Annotated in this window: 18 protein-coding genes and 2 tRNA genes; 6 read left to right on the top strand and 14 right to left on the bottom strand. The window is 71.3% G+C overall.

The features are described 5' to 3' along the window. Window positions 1-9 precede the first annotated feature (9 nt). Both ACFWPS_RS21990 and ACFWPS_RS21995 read left to right on the top strand, forming a co-directional pair. The gene (locus tag ACFWPS_RS21990; protein WP_383707567.1) at window positions 10-1,662 is read left to right on the top strand and encodes a long-chain-fatty-acid--CoA ligase; all 1,653 of its coding nucleotides are present in this window, start codon (window positions 10-12) and stop codon (window positions 1,660-1,662) included. A gap of 58 nt (window positions 1,663-1,720) precedes the next feature. Continuing rightward, the gene (locus ACFWPS_RS21995) at window positions 1,721-2,677 is read left to right on the top strand and encodes a DUF4331 family protein (protein WP_383707569.1); all 957 of its coding nucleotides are present in this window, start codon (window positions 1,721-1,723) and stop codon (window positions 2,675-2,677) included. Between the two features lie 61 nt (window positions 2,678-2,738). Here the strand turns inward: ACFWPS_RS21995 and ACFWPS_RS22000 are convergent. The 8 genes from ACFWPS_RS22000 to ACFWPS_RS22035 form a co-directional block, all read right to left on the bottom strand. Beyond that, window positions 2,739-2,812, bottom strand: a tRNA-Lys gene (locus ACFWPS_RS22000). Window positions 2,813-2,910: 98 nt separating this feature from the next. Then, window positions 2,911-3,669, bottom strand: a complete 759-nt coding sequence (locus ACFWPS_RS22005) for an IclR family transcriptional regulator (protein WP_383707571.1) — start codon at window positions 3,667-3,669, stop codon at window positions 2,911-2,913. Window positions 3,670-3,937: 268 nt separating this feature from the next. Next, a complete protein-coding gene (locus tag ACFWPS_RS22010) occupies window positions 3,938-4,720 on the bottom strand; it encodes an amino acid ABC transporter ATP-binding protein (protein ID WP_383707573.1) in 783 nt (260 codons plus the stop codon). Then, window positions 4,710-5,360: an ectoine/hydroxyectoine ABC transporter permease subunit EhuD gene (gene ehuD / locus ACFWPS_RS22015; RefSeq protein ID WP_383707575.1), complete on the bottom strand. Its 651-nt coding sequence runs from the start codon at window positions 5,358-5,360 to the stop codon at window positions 4,710-4,712. The genes ACFWPS_RS22010 and ehuD overlap by 11 nt, the downstream gene beginning before the upstream one ends. Next, a complete protein-coding gene (ehuC, locus tag ACFWPS_RS22020; RefSeq protein ID WP_383707577.1) occupies window positions 5,357-6,073 on the bottom strand; it encodes an ectoine/hydroxyectoine ABC transporter permease subunit EhuC in 717 nt (238 codons plus the stop codon). Before ehuC ends, ehuD begins: the two co-directional genes overlap by 4 nt. Continuing rightward, a complete protein-coding gene (gene ehuB, locus ACFWPS_RS22025; RefSeq protein ID WP_383707579.1) occupies window positions 6,070-7,005 on the bottom strand; it encodes an ectoine/hydroxyectoine ABC transporter substrate-binding protein EhuB in 936 nt (311 codons plus the stop codon). Before ehuB ends, ehuC begins: the two co-directional genes overlap by 4 nt. A 214-nt stretch (window positions 7,006-7,219) precedes the next feature. Further along, on the bottom strand, window positions 7,220-8,275 hold the full coding sequence (locus ACFWPS_RS22030; RefSeq protein ID WP_383707581.1) for a tartrate dehydrogenase: 1,056 nt from the start codon (window positions 8,273-8,275) through the stop codon (window positions 7,220-7,222). A gap of 57 nt (window positions 8,276-8,332) precedes the next feature. After that, the gene (locus ACFWPS_RS22035) at window positions 8,333-9,226 is read right to left on the bottom strand and encodes a LysR family transcriptional regulator (protein ID WP_383707583.1); all 894 of its coding nucleotides are present in this window, start codon (window positions 9,224-9,226) and stop codon (window positions 8,333-8,335) included. 126 nt (window positions 9,227-9,352) lie between these two features. Here ACFWPS_RS22035 and ACFWPS_RS22040 point away from each other — a divergent pair, with 126 nt between their 5' ends. Next, window positions 9,353-10,267, top strand: coding sequence for an alpha/beta fold hydrolase (locus tag ACFWPS_RS22040; RefSeq protein ID WP_383707585.1), 915 nt, complete (start codon window positions 9,353-9,355; stop codon window positions 10,265-10,267). Between the two features lie 18 nt (window positions 10,268-10,285). Here the strand turns inward: ACFWPS_RS22040 and ACFWPS_RS22045 are convergent, their stop codons facing one another. Next, a complete protein-coding gene (locus tag ACFWPS_RS22045) occupies window positions 10,286-11,239 on the bottom strand; it encodes a D-2-hydroxyacid dehydrogenase (protein WP_383707587.1) in 954 nt (317 codons plus the stop codon). A 291-nt stretch (window positions 11,240-11,530) separates the two neighbouring features. On the opposite strand from ACFWPS_RS22045, the gene ACFWPS_RS22050 reads away from it, so the two are divergent. Together ACFWPS_RS22050 and ACFWPS_RS22055 are read left to right on the top strand one after the other, a co-directional pair. Then, window positions 11,531-12,262 (top strand): aspartate/glutamate racemase family protein, encoded by a 732-nt coding sequence (locus tag ACFWPS_RS22050; protein WP_383707589.1) that lies wholly within the window; start codon window positions 11,531-11,533, stop codon window positions 12,260-12,262. A gap of 337 nt (window positions 12,263-12,599) precedes the next feature. After that, on the top strand, window positions 12,600-13,697 hold the full coding sequence (locus ACFWPS_RS22055; protein WP_383707591.1) for an LLM class flavin-dependent oxidoreductase: 1,098 nt from the start codon (window positions 12,600-12,602) through the stop codon (window positions 13,695-13,697). Here the strand turns inward: ACFWPS_RS22055 and ACFWPS_RS22060 are convergent. Then, a complete protein-coding gene (locus ACFWPS_RS22060) occupies window positions 13,667-15,508 on the bottom strand; it encodes a putative bifunctional diguanylate cyclase/phosphodiesterase (RefSeq protein ID WP_383707593.1) in 1,842 nt (613 codons plus the stop codon). The genes ACFWPS_RS22055 and ACFWPS_RS22060 overlap by 31 nt on opposite strands. Window positions 15,509-15,880: 372 nt before the next feature. Here ACFWPS_RS22060 and ACFWPS_RS22065 point away from each other — a divergent pair, with 372 nt between their 5' ends. Next, complete coding sequence (locus ACFWPS_RS22065) at window positions 15,881-17,095, top strand: M6 family metalloprotease domain-containing protein (protein WP_383707616.1); 1,215 nt, start codon at window positions 15,881-15,883, stop codon at window positions 17,093-17,095. A 74-nt stretch (window positions 17,096-17,169) separates the two neighbouring features. Here the strand turns inward: ACFWPS_RS22065 and ACFWPS_RS22070 are convergent. The 4 genes from ACFWPS_RS22070 to ACFWPS_RS22085 form a co-directional block, all read right to left on the bottom strand. Then, window positions 17,170-17,243, bottom strand: a tRNA-Lys gene (locus tag ACFWPS_RS22070). Next, the gene (locus tag ACFWPS_RS22075; protein ID WP_383707595.1) at window positions 17,234-17,833 is read right to left on the bottom strand and encodes a bifunctional DNA primase/polymerase; all 600 of its coding nucleotides are present in this window, start codon (window positions 17,831-17,833) and stop codon (window positions 17,234-17,236) included. Before ACFWPS_RS22075 ends, ACFWPS_RS22070 begins: the two co-directional genes overlap by 10 nt. Window positions 17,834-17,938: 105 nt before the next feature. After that, complete coding sequence (locus ACFWPS_RS22080; protein ID WP_383707597.1) at window positions 17,939-18,301, bottom strand: hypothetical protein; 363 nt, start codon at window positions 18,299-18,301, stop codon at window positions 17,939-17,941. 138 nt (window positions 18,302-18,439) lie between these two features. Next, a complete protein-coding gene (locus ACFWPS_RS22085) occupies window positions 18,440-18,598 on the bottom strand; it encodes a hypothetical protein (RefSeq protein WP_383707599.1) in 159 nt (52 codons plus the stop codon). Window positions 18,599-18,666: the final 68 nt, after the last annotated feature.

Here is an 18,666-nt window from a genome sequence, read left to right on the forward strand (position 1 = left end):
TGCCTCTCCATGAAGTCCAGTGGGCGCACCGTTGCTGAAGCCGTCGCCGCCCGATGGGGTGATCACCGGCCCGGGCTGTGGTTCGAGGAGTCGGTGCTGACGCACCACGAAGTGGCCGCCGGGGCTGCGGCCAGGGCGGCGCTCCTCGCCGAGCTGCTGCCTCCCGGCGCCGTACCCCATATCGGTGTCCTCCTCGACAACACCCCGGAGTTCCCGCTCTGGCTGGGGGCCGCGGCGCTCGCCGGGGCCGCCGTCGCCGGGGTCAATCCGACCCGCCGGGGGGCCGAACTGGCCCGGGACATCCTGCACACCGAGTGCCCGGTCCTGGTCACCGAGCGGGCCCGGCTGCCGCTACTCGCCGGGCTCGAACTGCCCGGGGTCCGGCTCCTCGTCACCGACGAAGCGGCGTACGGAGCTCTCCTCGCCCCCTATCTCGGCGCCTTCCCGGACGCGTTCCGGGCCCGGCCCCGGGACCGGATGCTGCTCTACTTCACGTCCGGTTCCACCGGCGCCCCCAAGGCCGCTCTCTGTTCGCAGGGCCGGCTGGCGGCGGCCGGGTGGTCGCTCGTGAAGCAGTTCGGGGTCGGGCCGGACGACGTGCACTACATCTGCATGCCGATGTTCCACGGCAACGCCGTGATCGCCGACTGGGCGCCCGCACTGGTGGCGGGCGCCGGGGTGGCGTTACGGCGGCGGTTCTCGGCGTCCGGGTTCCTGGACGACGTACGGCGGTACCGGGCGACCTACTTCACCTATGTCGGCCGGGCCGTGCAGTACGTCCTCGCCACCGAGCCGCGCCCCGACGACCGGGACAACCCGCTGCGGCTCGGGTTCGGCACGGAGGCCGGGGCGGTGGACGCGGCGGCCTTCGAGGAGCGGTTCGGGGTGCGGCTGGTGGAGGGGTACGGGTCCTCGGAGGGCGGGGCGGCGATCCAGTGGTCGCGGGGGACGCCGGCCGGGGCGGTGGGGCGGGCGGCGCCGGGGCTCGTCGTGCTCGACCGGGAGTCGGGGCAGGAGTGCCCGCCCGCCGTCTTCGACTCCGGCGGGCGGCTGCTGAACGGGGAGCAGGCGATAGGGGAGCTGGTGAACCGGGCGCCGAATCCGTTCGAGGGGTACTGGCGGAACGCGGAGGCGGAGGCCGAGCGGCGCAGGGGAGGGTGGTACTGGACCGGGGATCTCTTCTACCGGGACGGGGCGGGATACCTGTACTTCGCGGGGCGCACCGACGACCGGATCCGGGTCGACGGGGAGAACCTGGCCGCCGCGATGATCGAGAACATCCTGGCCCGGTACGAGGGCGCGGAGGCCGTCGCCGTGTACGGGGTGCCGGATCCGGTGACCGGTGACCAGGTGATGGCGACGATCGCCGGGCGGTTCGAGCCGCTGGACTTCGCCGAGTTCCTGCTGGCCCAGCCGGATCTGGGGACGAAGATGGCGCCCCGGTTCGTGCGGGTGGTGGAGCGGATGCCGGTGACGGCGACCAACAAGATCCAGCGGGCCGCGCTGCGCAGCGAGGGTGTGCGGTGTGCCGACCCGGTGTGGTGGCGGCCGCCGGGGGAGCAGACGTACCGGAGGCTGTCGTCGGAGGACGCCGAGACCTGGAGTCCGCCCGGCGACCGCATGCCCGAAGGCCCGTACATACGTGCACACTTGGGCAATTGACCCCGTGTTAGCGTGCGCGAAAGTCGACCTGGACGGCTACCCGAGAGGAGCCATCGACATGGCACACCACGTCTCCGGCCTGGGCATCAGTCCCACGAGCATGGACCCCAGGAGTCACATCACCGACATCTATGTCTTTCAGAATCCCGGTGACGCGGACCGGACGATCCTGGTGATGGGCATCAATCCGCACTCGCCGATCACCGCCGACGCCGTCGACTCCGAGTCGGTCTACGAGTTCGGTGTGGACAGCGACGGCGACGCGGTGAACGACGTGGCCTTCCGGGTGCGCTTCTCGCCGGTGACGGGGGACTCGCAGAGCGCCGGTGTGCAACTGGCGACCGGTCGGGGCCCCGCGGCCGACGTCGAGGCGGGGGAGACGATCATCGCGGACGCCCCGGTCACCTTCGGGTCGAAGCCGGAGGTCACCACGGCCGGCGACTTCCGGTTCTTCGCCGGGCTCCGCAGCGACCCGTTCTTCGCCGACCCGATCGGGGCCGGGAACGACTTCCAGTGGACCGGCCAGGACTTCTTCGCCGACAAGAACGTGTTCGGCATAGTGCTGGAGGTCCCGAACAGCGTGCTCGGCCCGGATCCGCAGGTCGGCGTCTGGGCCCGGGTCCTCGTTCCGCACGACGGCCGCCTGGTCCAGGGCGACCGGGCGGGACGGCCCGGGATCGACAACAACTTCAACCACAGCGACGACGACAAGCGCGTGTGGAACCAGCAGGAGCCGGTCAAGGACCGGGAGCTCTTCCTCGACAAGTTCGCGCACGTCCTCGAGCACGGCGGCTACTCCCCGGACCAGGCGGTCGCCCTCGCCGAGGGCCTGCTGCCCGACCTCGTGACGTACGACTACTCGAGCGCCGCGGGGTACCCGAACGGCCGCAATCTCACCGACGACGTCATCAACGAGGGGATCGCCCTGCTGACCAACGGCGCCGCGCCCCACGACGGGCTGCGGCCCCATGACGACCTCCGCACCGAGTTCCCCTTCCTGGGGGATCCGCACTAGGGCGCGGCCGCGGCAGCACAAAAAAATGACCTGGGGTGGTGAAACCCCAGGTCATCAAGAGTGCGCCGCCAGGGACTCGAACCCCGGACCCGCTGATTAAGAGTCAGCTGCTCTAACCAACTGAGCTAGCGGCGCATGACTCACGCCGACCGTTCGAACCGTCTTTCGACTGCCTCTCGCGGCTGGCGACGAAGAAAATACTACCCGGTCCTGTGGGGTGCTTCCGACCACCGCTAGATGGCGAGGGACAGCAGCACCGGAGCCGCGCTCCGGTTCAGGGCGTCGGCGGCCTGGCGGAGCCGGTGCGCGTGCTCGACCGGCAGGGACAGGGCCAGGCAGCCCACGGACGAGCCGGCGGTGATCGGCACCGCCGCGCACACCGTGCCGATCGCGTACTCCTGGAGGTCCAGGACGGGGACCGTCGGCGGCTGTGCCTCCAGGCGGGAGAGCAGCAGCTTGTCGCTGGTGATGGTGCGCGAGGTGAGGCGGGCCATCTTGTGCCGGGAAAGGTGGTCGCGGCGGGCGTTGTGGTCGAGCTGGGTGAGCAGGCTCTTGCCGATCGCGGTGGCGTGCGCGGAGGAGCGGAAGTCCACCCACTCGTTGACCGCGGGGGTGGCCGGGCCGGCCGCGTACTGGCCGATCTTCACCTCGCCGTCGACGTACCGGCTGAGATAGACGGCGGCGCCGACCGAGTCCCGCAGCCGGTCGAGGGTCTGCTGGAGCTGCTCGCCGAGGGCCTGCTCCCGCTCCTGCGCGGAGCCGAGCCGGCGCAGGGTCTCGCCGGTCACGTAGGCGCCGTCGGTGACCTGCTCGACGTAGCCCTCGCGGCGCAGCATGCGCAGCAGTGCGGTCAGCCGGTCGGGGTCCAGGCCGGTGCGGCGGGCCAGTTCGGTGTCGGTGACGCCACTGGGGTGCCCCGCCACCGTCTCCAGGACCCGCAGGGCATCCTGGGCGGAGTGGTACGGGGCGGTCGGCTTGTGCATCAGCGCCACGGTTGTCCCCCTGCGCTCGCTCGGCGGTACTGCTTCGGCAGCACTGCTTGGGCCGCGATCCGGACAGCGGATCCTCTCCACGATAACGGGCAAGCGCCGGAAACGGAGGGGGTGTTGGCGAGATTCCGGCCCTCCGATCTGCGGCTAAGACCCTCTGGCATATGCCAACGGAATGACCCGTGCGCCGGACCTCGGATGATCGAGCATTCACTTCCTGTAGCCGGGCCGCTGCGCGGGGAAACTTTTACGGCGCCGGCGGTGGAATTATCTACAGCACCGCACCCAGGAACTCCCGGGTCCGCTCGTGCTCGGGCTCGGCGAAGATCCGCTCCGGCGGGCCCGCCTCGATGACCCGGCCCGCGTCGAACATCAGCACCTGGTCGGAGATGTCCCGGGCGAAGTTCATCTCGTGGGTCACACAGAGCATGGTGATGTCGGTGGTGCGGGCGATGTCCCTGAGCAGGTCGAGGACGCCCACGACCAGCTCCGGGTCCAGCGCCGAGGTCACCTCGTCGAGGAGCAGCACCTTGGGCCGCATGGCCAGCGCCCGCGCGATGGCGACGCGCTGCTGCTGCCCGCCGGAGAGCCGGGTCGGCCGCGCGTCGGCCTTGTCGGCGAGGCCCACCAGGTCGAGCAGCTCCCGGGCGCGTGTCTCCGCCTCGTCCTTCGGCAGGCCGAGCACGGTCACCGGGGCCTCGGTGATGTTGCGCAGCACGCTCATGTTCGGGAACAGGTTGAACTGCTGGAACACCATCCCGATCTGCTTGCGGACCTCCCGCAGCTCCTTCTCGGCCGCCGGGAAGAGCCGCCGCCCGTCGACGGTGATGGTGCCCGCGTCCGGCTCGGTCAGGGTCATCAGCAGCCGCAGGATCGTGGTCTTGCCGGAGCCCGAGGGCCCGATCAGGGTGACGTGCCGGCCCGTCTGCACGGTGAGGTCGAGCCCGTCGAGGACGGTGTTGTCCCCGAACCGCTTGGTCACCCCCTCGATGCGGATCAGTTCGTCGGACGTCGTGTCGGGAGTACTCGGCTGGTTGCTGGTCTCAACGGACAAGGCGACGCTCCAGGGTGCGCAGGAGAAGGGAGGCGAGGTAGGAGACGACGATGAAGGCGACGCCGATCACCGTCACCGGCTCGGTGAACTGGAAGTGCTGCTGGGAGAAGAGCCGCGCCTGGCCGAGCATCTCCAGGACGGTGATCGACATCAGGACCGGTGTGTCCTTGAGCATCGAGATCACGTAGTTGCCGAGCGGCGGCACGACCCGGCGCACCGCCTGCGGCAGGACGACCGCGAACCAGGTCCGCCGCATCGGCAGGCTGAGCGCCGTGGCCGCCTCCCACTGGCCGGCCGGCACCGCCTCGATGCCGGCCCGGTAGACCTGCATGGTGTACGTCGAGTAGTGCAGACCGATCGCGAGGACGCCGGTGGTCAGCGCGGAGAACGTCAGCCCCCACTCGGGCAGCACGTAGAAGAGGAAGAACAGCTGCACCAGCAGCGGGGTGTTCCGCACGAATTCCGTGACCACCCCGACCGGCCAGCGCACCCACCTGGTCGGCGTGCGCATCAGCAGCGTCCACACCAGCCCCAGCGAGAACGAGATCAGCGAACCCAGGACCAGCGCCTGCAGGGTGACCAGCAGGCCGTCCCAGAAGTGCGGCATGAACTCGCGTACGGCACTCCAGTCCCACGTCACGCGACACCACCGACCCCGGTCGTCTCCCTGCGCTTCGCTGCCCGGGCCGTACGCTCGTCGCCCGGGTCCCTGCCGATGCCGGCCTTCAGCCGCTTCTCCAGACCGCGCATCAGCCGGGTGATGACGAACGCGATCACGAAGTACACGACGAGCAGATACGTGTAGATGTGCGCGCTCTCCTGCAGCGCCAGCCGCACCAGGTTCCCGCTGAACGCCAGGTCGCCCATGCCGGTGACCGACACCAGGGCGGTGCCCTTGAGCAGCTCCACCAGCAGGTTGCAGTAGGAGGGGATCGTCTCCGGCACCGCCTGCGGCAGCAGGATCAGCCGCAGCCGCTGCCAGGGCGTGAAGCCGAGCGCGATCCCGCCCTCCCGCTGTGCCGGGTCGACCGCGCCCAGCGCCCCGCGCACGATCTCCGCGCCGTATGCGCCGTACGTCAGCCCGAGTGCCAGGGTGCCCGCCCACAGCGGCACCAGCTGCCAGCCGAAGGCGACCGGCAGCACGAAGAACACCCAGAAGATCATCACCAGCGCCGAGGTGCCGCGGAACACCTCGGTGTAGAGACCGGCGAGGAACCGCACGATCCAGTGCCGGTTCGTCCGCGCCACACCCACCACCAGGGCCACGGCCGTCATCAGCAGCCCGCTGAGCACCAGCAGCTGAACGGTCGTCCAGGCGCCCTTGAGTACGAGGTCCCACAGTCCCGGGGTCATCCGCTCTGCCCTCCCCCGCACAGCTCCTTCGCCGTCAGGCCGGTCATCTCGGCCTCGGTGAAGCCGAACGGCCGCAGGATCCGGAACAGCTCACCGCTCTTCTTCAGCTTGCGCAGCTCCACGTCGAAGGCGTCCCGCAGCTTCGTCTCCGCCGACCGGAACGCGAACGCGCCCCCGTCCACGTGCGGCTTCCCGCCCACGAGCGGCGCGAACGCCCTGGTCGCCTCCGCCTTCGCCGACTTCCTGACGACCGCACGCGTGGTGAGCGCCGTACCGGCGAAGACGTCGACCCGCCCGGCCTCCACGGCGTTCAGCCCGGCGACCTGGTCGGGAACGATCAGGATGTCGCTCTCCTTGTACCCGGCCTCGACCGCGTACTGGATCTCCGCGTACCCGGTCCCGGTCGCGAACCTCGCCTTCTTCGCGACGACGTCCCGGTAGTCGTGCAGCCCCTTGGGATTCCCCTTCCGCACGATGAACGAATCGAGCATCTGGTAGTCCGGATCCGCGAAGATAACCTGCTCGCACCGCTCCGGATTGACGTACATCCCGGCGGCCACGACGTCGAACTGCTGCGAATTCAGTCCGGGAATCAGCGAACCGAACTCGGTGGGCACCGGCTGCACCTCGCGAACCCCGAGCCGCTTGAAGACCGCCTTGGCCAACTCCGGTGCCTCACCGGTCAGATGACCGTCCTTGTCGATGTACCCGAAGGGGATCTCGCCGGCGATCCCGAGCCGTACGACACCCTGGGCGCGCAGCCGTTGCAGCAGGTCACCGCCATCGGTGCCGGCCGCGGTGGCCACCCGCGTGCAGCCGGCCGCGGCGAGTGCGCCGACGGCGGCGACCCCCGCGATCACCGCGCGCCGGGTCTGGGTCTGTCTGGATTCGCACCCGGATGTGTCTGTGTCGTTCCCATGTGGTGGAGCCATGGCGGCGCGGCTACCCGGCCCCAACCGACTTATGCACGATGGATTGCAGGGGCAATCGATGGGATGTGGTTCGGCCGCGGGTGCGTGGGGGCCGGGCGCGCAGTTCCCCGCGCCCCTGAAGGGGTGCTCACCCCTGCTTCTTTTAGGGGCGCGGGGCTGTGTTTGATATGCGGCTGCCGCCGCGTGGGCGCGAGCAACCCCCGCGCACCCGCGGTCAGAGGAGTTCGACGAGGGCTTCGGTGAACTCGCGGGTCGTCGCCGTGCCGCCCAGGTCCGGGGTGCGGACCGGGGTCCTGGCCAGCACGGCCGCGATCGCGTCCGTGACCCGGGCGGCCGCCTCGGGATGGCCGAGGTGGTCGAGCATCAGGGCGGCCGACCAGATCGCGCCGAGCGGATTGGCGATGCCGCGTCCGGCGATGTCGGGGGCCGAGCCGTGCACCGGCTCGAACATGGAGGGGTGGTCGCGTTCGGGGTTGAGGTTGGCCGAGGGCGCGATCCCGATGCTGCCGGCGACCGCCGCCGCCAGGTCGCTGAGGATGTCGCCGAAGAGGTTGGAGGCCACGACGACGTCGAAGCGCGCGGGATCCAGCACGAACTTGGCGGCGAGCGCGTCTATGTGCTCCTGGTCCCATGTCACACCGGGGTGCCCGGCGGCCCGTTCGGCGACGAGCTCGTCCCAGAACGGCATGGTGTGCACGATGCCGTTGGACTTGGTCGCGGACGTGAGACGCCCGCCCCGCCGCCCGGCCAGGGCGAACGCGTAGTCCAGGATCCGGGTGACGCCCCTGCGCGTGAACACGGCTTCCTGGACGGCCATCTCCTCCGGGAACCCGCGCCCGAGGCGGCCGCCGATCTCGCCGTACTCGCCCTCGACGTTCTCGCGGACGACGACGAGGTCGACGTCACCGGGCCGGGCGTCCCGCAGCGGGCTGGGGACGCCCTCGAAGACCCGGACGGGGCGGAGGTTGACGTACTGCTGGAAGCCGCGGCGGATGGGGATCAGCAGCCCCCACAGCGAGACGTGGTCGGGGACACCGGGGTGGCCGACCGCACCGAGCAGGACCGCGTCGTGGCGCCGCAGCTGCCGCAGTCCGTCCTCGGGCATCATCGAGCCCAGGTGCGCGTAGCGCTCGCAGGACCAGTCGAACGACTCGTAGGTGAGCCGGATGCCGTGCCGGGCGGTGACCGTGTCCAGGACATGGCATGCGGCGGGGATCACCTCGGTACCGATGCCGTCGCCGGGGATCAGTGCGATGCGGTGGTTCGTCATGACTGGGATTGCAGCAACCCGGTCCCGCCCGCGTCCAAGACGCATCGTCCATGTGCCTTATAGGCGATGCTTATCGACAGCGGCGATGGCGTTGTCCAGGAAGGCCGCGGCCGCCGGGGTCAGCGGGGCCGTCCGGCTGACCAGGGCGACGCGCAGGCTCGTGCCCGGTTCGAGGTCCAGGACCACGGCCCCCGACCGCTCGGCCCAGCCGCGCCAGGACTCGGTGACCACGGCCAGACCGGCGCCGCCCAGGACGAGCGGCAGCACGGCGACCCGGTGCTCGGTCTCGACCGCCACGGTCAGGGCGACGCCTTCGGACCGCAGGTCGTCGACGAACTTGCGCATCCCCGTCCCCTGCTGCCCCACGATCAGGCGATGGCCCGACAACTGCTCGTGCCGTACCGGAACACCGGGCGGGAACGGGCCGTCCGGCGGCGACAGCAGCACGAGCCGCTGGGCGGGCAACGGATAGGTGCGCACGTCCGCGTTCGTCACCTCGGCCGGTGACGCGAGCAGCCCCAGTTCGGACGCGCCGGTCCGCACCAGCTCCGTCACGTCACGCGGGGTGAAGGCGGCCTGCACCCTGACGGACACCGCGGGATGGGACCGCGCGAAGGATCGGATGAACCCCGTCAGCGGCTCGATGGCCTGCGAGGGCATGGCCGCGATGTCCACCCGTCCGCTGTGCAGACCGTGCACCGCCGCCACGCTGGCCCGCGCCAGTTGCAGACTGCGCACCGCCTCCCTGGCCGGCCCGATCAGCGCTCTGCCCGCCTCGGTGAGCACCGCCCGGCGGCCGATCCGGTGGAACAGGTCGCTGCCCAGATCCCGCTCCAGGGCCCGGACGGCCTGGGACAGGGACGGCTGCGACAGGTACAGAGCGGAAGCCGCGCGGTTGAACCCGCCGTGGTCGACCACGGCCAGGAAGTACTCCAGCTGCCGTACGTCCATCACCCGCCACCTCCTCCTCTCCCGCCCTCGTGGACCCTTGTCAACAGATTCTTATAAGTTCAGCCTATAAGAGTGGCCGTCATCGGGTCTTGGACGCGGGCCGCACCAGGCTGCTGGGATCGGGACATGAGCCCTCCGCTGCTTGCCGGCTTCGAACGCCGCACCGTCCGTGCCGACGGCGTCGGGATCAACGTGCGTACCGCCGGTGACGGGCCGCCGGTACTGCTGCTGCACGGCTATCCGCAGACCCATGTGATCTGGCACCACGTCGCCCCGCTGCTGGCGGCCACGCACACCGTGGTCCTCGCCGACCTGCGCGGCTACGGCGACAGCGACAAGCCGCCGTCCGACGCCCGGCACACCCCCTACGCCAAGCGCGCCATGGCACGTGACCAGCTGCTGGTGATGCGGGACCTCGGTTTCGAACGGTTCGCGGTCGTCGGACACGACCGGGGCGGCAGGGTCGCCCACCGGCTGGCGCTCGACTTCCCGGAGGCGGTGTCCGCGCTCGCCGTGCTCGACATCGTGCCCACCCGCCACGCCTTCCGGCACGCCGACGCCGACTTCGGGAAGGGCTACTACCACTGGTTCTTCCTGGCCGCCGGCAACGGCATCCCCGAGCACCTCATCGGCCAGGACCCCGAGTTCTGGATCCGCGCCCGGATGGGAGCACGCCACCACGGCGGCACCCCGTTCAGCGAGGAGGCGATGCGCGAGTACGTGCGCTGCTTCTCCGACCCGGCGGCCGTCCACGCCTCGTGCGAGGACTACCGGGCCGCCGCCTCGATCGACCTGGTCCACGACGACCAGGACGCCGCGGCCGGCCGCCGGATCGGCGCCCCCGTACTGGCCCTGTGGGGAGCGCACAGCTTCGTCGGCCGCCACTACGACGTGCTGCGGGCCTGGCGCGGCTATGCCGACGACGTCCGCGGGCAGGCACTGTCCTGCGACCACTACGTCCCGGAGGAGGCGCCCGCCGAGACCGCACAGCAGCTACAGGCGTTTCTCGGCGAGGTGCGCCGGCGCCGGACCCGCGCCTGACGGGCCCCTCCTGAAAGGTCAGTGACCGGGCACGTATCCGCGCTTCTTGTCGACCACGTTCGGCAGGGATCTGCCCGCCGCCCACCGCTCGTACAACTCCACGAACTGGGTGCCCAGTTCGTCCCGCCAGCCGACCGTGTCCCCGCTCATGTGCGGGGAGACGACGAGACCCGGCACCTCCCACAGGGGGCTGTCGGCGGGCAGCGGCTCGGTCGCGAAGACGTCCAGGGCCGCGGCCGCGATCCAGCGCCGGTTCAGCGCCCGGACCAGGGCCTCCTCGTCGACCAGCCGGCCCCGGCCGACGTTGATGAAGCAGGCCGACGGCTGCATCACGCCGAAGCGGTGCGCGTCGAACATGCCGTATGTCTGCTCGGTCAGCGGGGCGGCCGCGATCACCCAGTCCGCGCGGGACATCAGCCGGTCCAGGTCGTCCGGGCCGTGGATCCCGGTGCGCGGGACGCGGCCGACCAGGGCCGTGGTGACACCGAGCGCCTTGAGGGTACGGACGATCGCCCGGCCGATCGGTCCCGAGCCGACCACGCACGCGCGCGTGCCGGCGACCCGGCGCGCCTCGCGGTGCCGCCAGGTCCGCTCCCGCTGGAGGTCGAGGGTCCGCGGCAGGTCCTTGGCGATGGCCAGCACCAGCGCGGCCACGTACTCGGCGATCGGCGCGTCGAAGACCCCGCGCGCGTTGGTGACGACCGTGTCGGACGCGGCCAGCTCCGGGCACATCAGATGGTCGACACCCGCGCTCGCCGTGTGCACCCAGCGCGGCCGCCGCCCCTCGCCCGGCCAGGCCTCGCGGACGGCGTGCGAGGCGAAGTCCCAGACCAGGAGCACGTCGGCCGCCGGCAGCAGGGCCGCCAGGCCCGCCGCGTCCGTGTGCACGATCCGGGCGCGGCCGGTGAGCCGGCCCAGCCGCGGCGGCGGGTCGGCGTCGAGGACCAGCAGGGTGGGCACGGGCGGTGTCATTCGGGGTGGTCTCCCGGTGTCCGACAGCGTCTGACATGGGCGGACGGAACGTCTCAGAGGTACGGACCGACCACGCTGGCACCCGAACCGACCTTCGTCAACACGGGCGTATCCGCAGACCGTTGCCCCTCGATCTCCGGCACGCGGCCGGTGACTCCCACCCCGGCTGGAGGTCCAGCCGCGCGGGGTGGGTACCCGAGCCGTCGGGCCTTATCAGGCACTGGTCAATAAGATGGGCATATAGACGCATGACTGGCCTGCGCTGCCGGAAGAACAGCAGGAAGGGTGGACATGACAGCGCTCGGACTCCTCTATCCGGGGCACTCGGCGGAGGACGACTACCCCCGCATCGAGCAGCTCCTCGGCAGCGACATCCGGGTGGACGTCGTCCACACCGACATCGGCGAGGACGCGCACCGGGTGGACGCGTTGCGGGAGACGGGGGCCGCGGAGCGGCTTGCGGCCGGGGTGGCGGAGCTGCGGCTCGCGGGTGCGGACGCGGTGGTGTGGGCGTGCACCGGCGGCAGCTTCGTGTACGGCTGGGAGGGCGCCCAGCAGCAGGTCCGCGCGCTCGCCAGGGCGGCCGGTCTGCCGGCGTCGTCCACGTCCTTCGGGTTCGTGCACGCGGCGCGGGAGCTCGGGGTGCGGCGGGTGGCGGTCGGTGCGACCTACCCCGACGACGTGGCCGCCCTCTTCGCGGACTTCCTGCGGGCCGGGGGCCTGGAGGTGAGCGGCGTGCGGTCCTCGGGGATCGTCACGGCGGCGGAGGTGGGGACGTGGGGGGAGGAGGAGGTGCTCACGCTCGCGCGGGCGGCCGACGTCTCCGGTGCGGAGGCGGTACTGCTTCCGGACACGGCACTGCACACGGCGGCGCACGTCTCGCTCCTGGAGAAGGCGCTGTCGAAGCCGGTGCTCACGGCAAATCAAGTGACCGTGTGGGAGGGGTTGAGATTGGCGGACCGCCGGGTGAACGCTCCCGCACTGGGCACGCTGTTCACCCGCGAACCACTCGTGCAGGCCTGACGGGCCGACCGTACCAGGGGGCTCCGCCCCCTGGACCCCCAAAAAACCCTCGCCCACCCACCACCCGACTCGGTAGGAACAAAGAAACCGAAAACCGACTCAGCCGAGGGCACCCGCGTCAACCACCCAGCTGCGGGCAGCCGTGTCAGCTACTTCAGCTACTCAGCTGCGGGCAGGCGTGCCGCAGGGCGGCACGGGTGGGGGCGGCGGCACCCGGCCAGCGCCGGTGAGTGAAACCCCCGCCGCCGCCCCCACCCACCCGCACGGAATAAACGGAGACCTCCTCCTGTTACCCACCCCGACAAGACTCACGGTCGTACATCAGGAGGCTCTCACCGTGTCGGCAGACGAGATCCGGGGCATCACGCACGGGACCGCCCCCGTCCCCCTCTCCGTACTGGACCTGGTCACCGTCGGCACCGGCAGTACCGCCACCGACGCCCTGCGCACCAGCGCCTCGCTCGCGCGGCTCACCGAGGCGCGCGGGTTCCACCGGTACTGGGTGGCCGAGCACCACTCGATGCCCGGCGTGGCCTCCTCCTCGCCCGCCGTGATCCTCGCCAACCTCGCGGCCCACACGGAGCGGATCCGGCTCGGGTCGGGCGGTGTCATGCTGCCCAACCACGCCCCGCTCGTGATCGCGGAGCAGTTCGGCACGCTGGAGGCCCTGGCTCCCGGGCGGATCGACCTGGGGCTCGGCCGGGCCCCGGGGACCGACGGGGCGACCGCGGCCGCCCTCCGCCGCACCCAGACCCTCAACGAGGGCGCCGACGACTTCCCGCAGCAGCTCGCCGAGCTGACCCGGTTCCTGGACGACGACTTCCCGGACGGGCATCCGTACCGGCGGATCCACGCCATCCCGGGGCCGATCCAGAGCACCACCGCCGGCGGTGTGCAGTCGCCGCACCGGCCGCCGGTCTGGCTGCTCGGCTCCTCCGGGTTCAGCGCCCGGCTCGCCGGCATGCTCGGGCTGCCGTTCGCCTTCGCGCACCACTTCTCCGCGCAGAACACCGTCCCGGCCCTCGACCTGTACCGGGAGTCCTTCAGCCCGTCCGCCGTGCTCGCCGAGCCCTACGCCCTCATCGGTGTCTCCGCGCTGGCGACCGACGATGAGCGCGAGGCGCGGCGGCAGGTGCGGGCCGGTGCGGTGAACATGCTGCGGCTGCGCACCGGGCGGCCCGGTCTGTTCCCCGACCCCGACGACGTCGAGCAGCACGAGTTCTCCCCGATGGAGGAGGAGTTCGTGCACTCCTGGACCGCCAACATCGTGCACGGCACCGCCGACGAGGTCCGCGCCGGCCTCGACGACCTGCAGAAGCGCACCGGCGCCGACGAGCTGATGCTCACCACCCACGCCCACCGCGGCGAGCTGCGCCTGCGCTCCTACGAACTGGTCGCCGACGCCTACGGTTTGCCGGCCGGGGTGTCCGCGTAGGTCCGGGTGTCCAGCAGCTCGGAGATACGATCCGGCGTCACCGGCCGGGAGTAGAGCCACCCCTGGCCGGTGTCGCAGCCGATGTGCCGGAGGCGGGAGGCCTGCGCCGAGGTCTCGACGCATTCGGCGGTGACGGTGAGGCCGAGGCGGTGGGCCAGCTGGATCATCGCCTCCACCACGACCTCGTCGGCCGGGTTCGGCCGGTCGCCCGGGTCGTCGTACTGGAAGCCCCGGACGAAGGAGCCGTCCAGCTTGAGGACGGAGACGGGGAGCCGGCTGAGGTAGGCGAGGTTCGAGTAGCCGGTGCCGAAGTCGTCGATGGCGATGCGGACGCCCATGTCGCTGAGGGCCTGGAGGGCCTGGAGCGGGCGGCCCGCGGAGCCCATGACGGCCGACTCCGTGAGCTCCAGCTGGAGCAGGTGCGGGGCGAGGCCCGTTTCCGCCAGGGTCTCGGCCACGTCCGCGACCAGGTCGGAGTCCCAGACCTGGCGGACGGCCACGTTGACACTGACGAAGATCGGCGGCTCGCCGGGGTGGTCCAGCTGCCAGCGGCGGGCCTGGCGGCAGGCGGTGGTCAGGGCCCAGCGGCCGAGCGGGACGATCGAGCCGTCCTCCTCCGCCAGTCCGATGAACCGATTCGGCGTTAGTGTGCCGAACTGCGGATGGTGCCAGCGGACCAGGGCCTCGACCCCGTTGAGCCGGCCGTCCCCCATGCCCACCAACGGCTGGTACTCGAGCACGAACTCGCCGCGTTCGATGGCCGGACGGAGGGTGGAGGAGAGCGCCTGCCGGGTCACCAGGTGGGCATTGCGCTCCGGGTCGAAGAGCGTCCAGCGGGACTTGCCGTCGGCCTTCGCCCAGTAGAGCGTCGTGTCGGCGGCCTGCATCAGGCCGGTGGCCGTGGTGCCGGCGGCATGCCGCTCGACGACCCCGATCGACGCCGACAGCGACAGCCGCTGGCCGGCCAGGTCGAACGGCGTCTGGAGAGCCGCGAGGGCGGACTCGGCGAGGTCGGCCAGCTGTTCGGTGCCCGTCGAGTCCTCGACCAGCAGGGCGAACTCGTCCCCGCCGAGCCGGGCCACCAGCGGGGCGCCGGCCCGTGCGAAGCCGGCCTCGTCGGCGACCCGGGTCAGCCGCTCGGCGACGGCGGCCAGCAGGCGGTCGCCGACCCGGTGGCCGAGGGTGTCGTTGACCGCCTTGAAGCCGTCGAGGTCCAGATAGCACAGGCCGATCCGGCCGGTGCCGCTCTGCTCGTACGACTCCGCCTCCAGCGCGGCCGACAGCCGCTCGAAGAACAGCGTCCGGTTGGGCAGCCGGGTCACCGGGTCGTGCATCTGCAAGTGCCGCAGCCGGGCCTGCAGTTCGCGGCGCTCGCTGATGTCGGAGACCGAGATCAGCACCCCGGGCGCCGCCTTCGCCAGCGGGGCGATGGTCACCTGGACCCATACCGAGTGCCCGTCGGGGTGCTTCAGCCGGCGGGTGCAGCGCAGCTTGGCCTGCCGGCCGCGCAGTACCTCGCGATAGGCGTGCCAGGTACGGGTGTCGGAGGCCAGGTCCACCAGGTCCGCGGCGACCCGCCCGGGCAGCCCGGCCGGATCGGCGCCGATCAGCGTGGCGAACGCCTCGTTGGCCGAGGTGACGTGCCCTTCGCGGTCCACGACGGCCATGGGCAGCGCGGCGGCCGCGAAGGCGTACTCGTAGGTCTTCGGTTCTGTCTGCTCGTACGACTTCCGGTAGGTATTGTCACTCTCTGTGACGGCGGACCGGTCGAGGTCTGCCGCGGGCGTCGGCCCTTCGGACGTTCCGCTCACCGCTCGCTCCCGCAGTGCACTCGATCTCTGTCCGTGCAGGAAAGTGTGCCGATCATAGATGCTGGCCCGAGGGCCTTCCAGCCACTGTCCAGTGTCCCTGATGAACCGGCGGTTCTGACAGATCGTTTCTGCCCGCACCTGGACGGGTTCTTGGGGCGCCCGACCGCTTGTGACGTTCCGTGAGTGACTCGGGGTGTCGGCCGTTCGGGTCTGCGCTGGGTGAGCAGGGGGTTCCTCACCCTTCTGGTGCAGATAAACAGGTCATATGGCAACAAAGTCACACAGGCTGGGTGCGGTGTCCCGCGAACCGCCCCCGGAGGTCCTTCCGTGCCGCGTCTCCCGCTGCGCAGCTCCGCCGCCGTGTTCACCACGATGTCGGCGCTCGTCGCAACGACGATCCTGACCGGACCGTCGGCCGCCGAGCCGTTCTCCACAGCCCCCTGCGCCCTGCACCGTACCGACGCGCACCATTCCGAGGGCGTCGACACCTGGAACGCCGACTACACCCGCCCCACCCACCCGCTTTCGGCCGTGATGGTGTTCCTCTCCTTCCCGGACGCCGCCCCGCAGACCACGCCCGCGGAGCTCACCGCCGACCACTTCCCGGCCACCAGCCGCTACTACGAGCAGGCCTCCTACGGGAAGTTCACCATCCGCCCGCACCCGCTGGCCCACTGGCTGCGGATGCCCCGGCCCTCGGTCGCCTACGGCATAAGGCGCGACTGGAGTGTCGCGCTGCGGGCCGCCTACCTGCGGGACGCCTTCGCGGCGGCCGATCCCGAGGTCGACTTCTCGCGCTACGACGTCGTGTACTTCGTGGCCGACCCGGACGCGCCCGGCGTCGACTCCGACGCCACGAAGGTGGTCAACCTCGACACCCCGGTGCACGTGGACGGCACCGACGTCCGCCGGGTCGTCACCGTCTTCGAGAAGCACCCGCCGGACCGGCTGGTTCTCGCCCATGAGACCGGGCATGTCTTCGACCTCCCCGACCTCTACCACCGTCCGGTGGACGGCAAGGGCGACTGGGACACGTACGTCGGCGACTGGGATCTGATGGGCAGCCAGTTCGGGCTGTCCCCGGACTTCTTCGCCTGGCACAAGTGGAAGCTGGGATGGCTGGATCCGCGCCAGGTGGTGTGCGTCCGGGGAGCCGGTCCGGTCCGGCTGACCCTGGAGCCGCTCTCCGCCGGGCCGGGGGTGCCGGCGCAGGGTGCCGCGGGCGCCCCGGCCTTCGGGCTCGGCGACGGCACCAAGCTGGCGGTGGTGCGCACCGGGCCCGACACCGTGCTGGCCTTCGAGGCGCGCGGCGCGTCTGGCAACGACAGCGCGGCCTGCCGGCAGGGCATCCTCGTCTACCGGGTCCGCGACGAGACGGCCTCCGGCGGCGGCCCGGTCGAGGTGATCGACGCCCATCCGCGCACCGAGGCCTGCTGGGAGAACTCGGTCTACCCGCCGCTGGCCGACGCCCCGGTCGCCCTCGGCGAGAGCTTCACCGTGCCGGGGGACGGTGTGCAGGTGGCGGTGGAGGGGCGGACGGCGTCCGGCGACTGGAACGTGAAGATCACGCCGGGGAGGCCGGACTGAACCCTGACGGGGTGCTGCCGACGGAAAGCCGAAGGGCCAAGCTCTCAGGAGCTTGGCCCTTCACCTACTTCGCGTGCGCCGCCAGGGACTCGAACCCCGGACCCGCTGATTAAGAGTCAGCTGCTCTAACCAACTGAGCTAGCGGCGCCTGCTGACGTCGTAGACCTTAGCATCCTGATCGGCGGGAGGAAAAATCGATATCCGCACGGTCGCGCGGGCCGCGCGGACGGCCGCCCAGAGCAGGATTTCCGGGCCGGGGAGCCATGGGTGCCGGGTGTCCGGGGCGACCAGCCAGCGGGCGCCGGCCGGGGCGGGGGAGGGGCCGGCGTGCGGCGCCGGGACGGTCACCGCGTCGCCGGTGCCGTGGCACAGCAGCGGCGGTACGGCCTGGCCGCGGCCGCCCCACTCCTCCCAGCCCAGCAGCGACGGCAGCCGGGCGGCGGTGCCGGGGGCGGCGAACAGGAGCATCCGGCCCCGGAACGCCGCGACCGGCCCGGACCCCGGCCCCTCGTCCCACAGCCGGTCCAGCATGCGGCGGCCGAAGAGCGCCGGGGCGTTCACCACGTCGAACGCGGTTCCGCAGGGCAGGACGACCGGGGCGTCCGGCCGCTCCTCCCAGAGGGCGAGCGTGCTCCGCGGATACGTTCCTGCCGAGGCCAGCCAGGCGGCTCCGTCGGAGGTGACCCCGGCCGCGTCGCCCGGACCGCCGGGGAAGGTCTCGTACGGTGTGCTGCTCATAGGGAATTGATACCCCCGGTGAGCGACCGCTCTCCCTGAGTTGCGGGAAACCGGGACGGGGCGGGGCGGAGAGGCGTATCTTGCCCGCCCGGCATATGCCATCCGCTAGATCTGCTCGGGCCCCCGGCCTTCCCTCCCCCTCAGCAGATCCCGGCCGAACTCGACCATCTTCTTCGCGTAGTCCTCGGTCCACCCGGCCTGCTCGGCGATGTCCGCCGCGGTCAGACGGTCGAAGCGGCGCGGGTCGGCCAGCTGGGCGGCGGCCATGGCCTGGTACTCCACCGCCCGGTCGGTGGCCACCCGGAACGCCTGGGTCAGCTCCGTCGCACGGGCCAGCAGCGCCCCGGGGTCCTCGACCGACTCCAGGCCGAAGAAGTGCTCCGGGTCGGCGACCGCTTCCACAGGCTCGAAGAGCAGGGGCGCGGGGCGTAGCCGCGGTTCGTTCCGACGCGGCGTGGGCTCCGCCATGTCTGGTCCTCCTCGTACGGTGTCGATGACTGAGGTCCGATGACCACCGTCCATTCTCCCGCGCCCGCGCAAGGGGACCCTAAGGCCGATGGCTGACTCTGTGCTCGGCCGGGCAGGCGGTGCCGGTTCCGGTGTTTGTCAGGGGCGCCATGTCACTCGGTGTTCGGCCAGGTGTGCCAGTACCGCGTGGTTCGCCTCCCAGCCGTCCGGGCTGTATCCGTTGGCCGCCTCCGGCGGCGTGCCGGACTCCGTCCGGCGGGTGGGGGTGTTGGTTCCGGTGTTTGTCAGGGGCGCCATGTCACTCGGTGTTCGGCCAGGTGTGCCAGTACCGCGTGGTTCGCCTCCCAGCCGTCCGGGAACTTCAC

The sequence above is a fragment of the Streptomyces sp. NPDC058457 genome, assembly GCF_042720695.1.
In the GTDB taxonomy this organism is placed as follows: domain Bacteria; phylum Actinomycetota; class Actinomycetes; order Streptomycetales; family Streptomycetaceae; genus Streptomyces.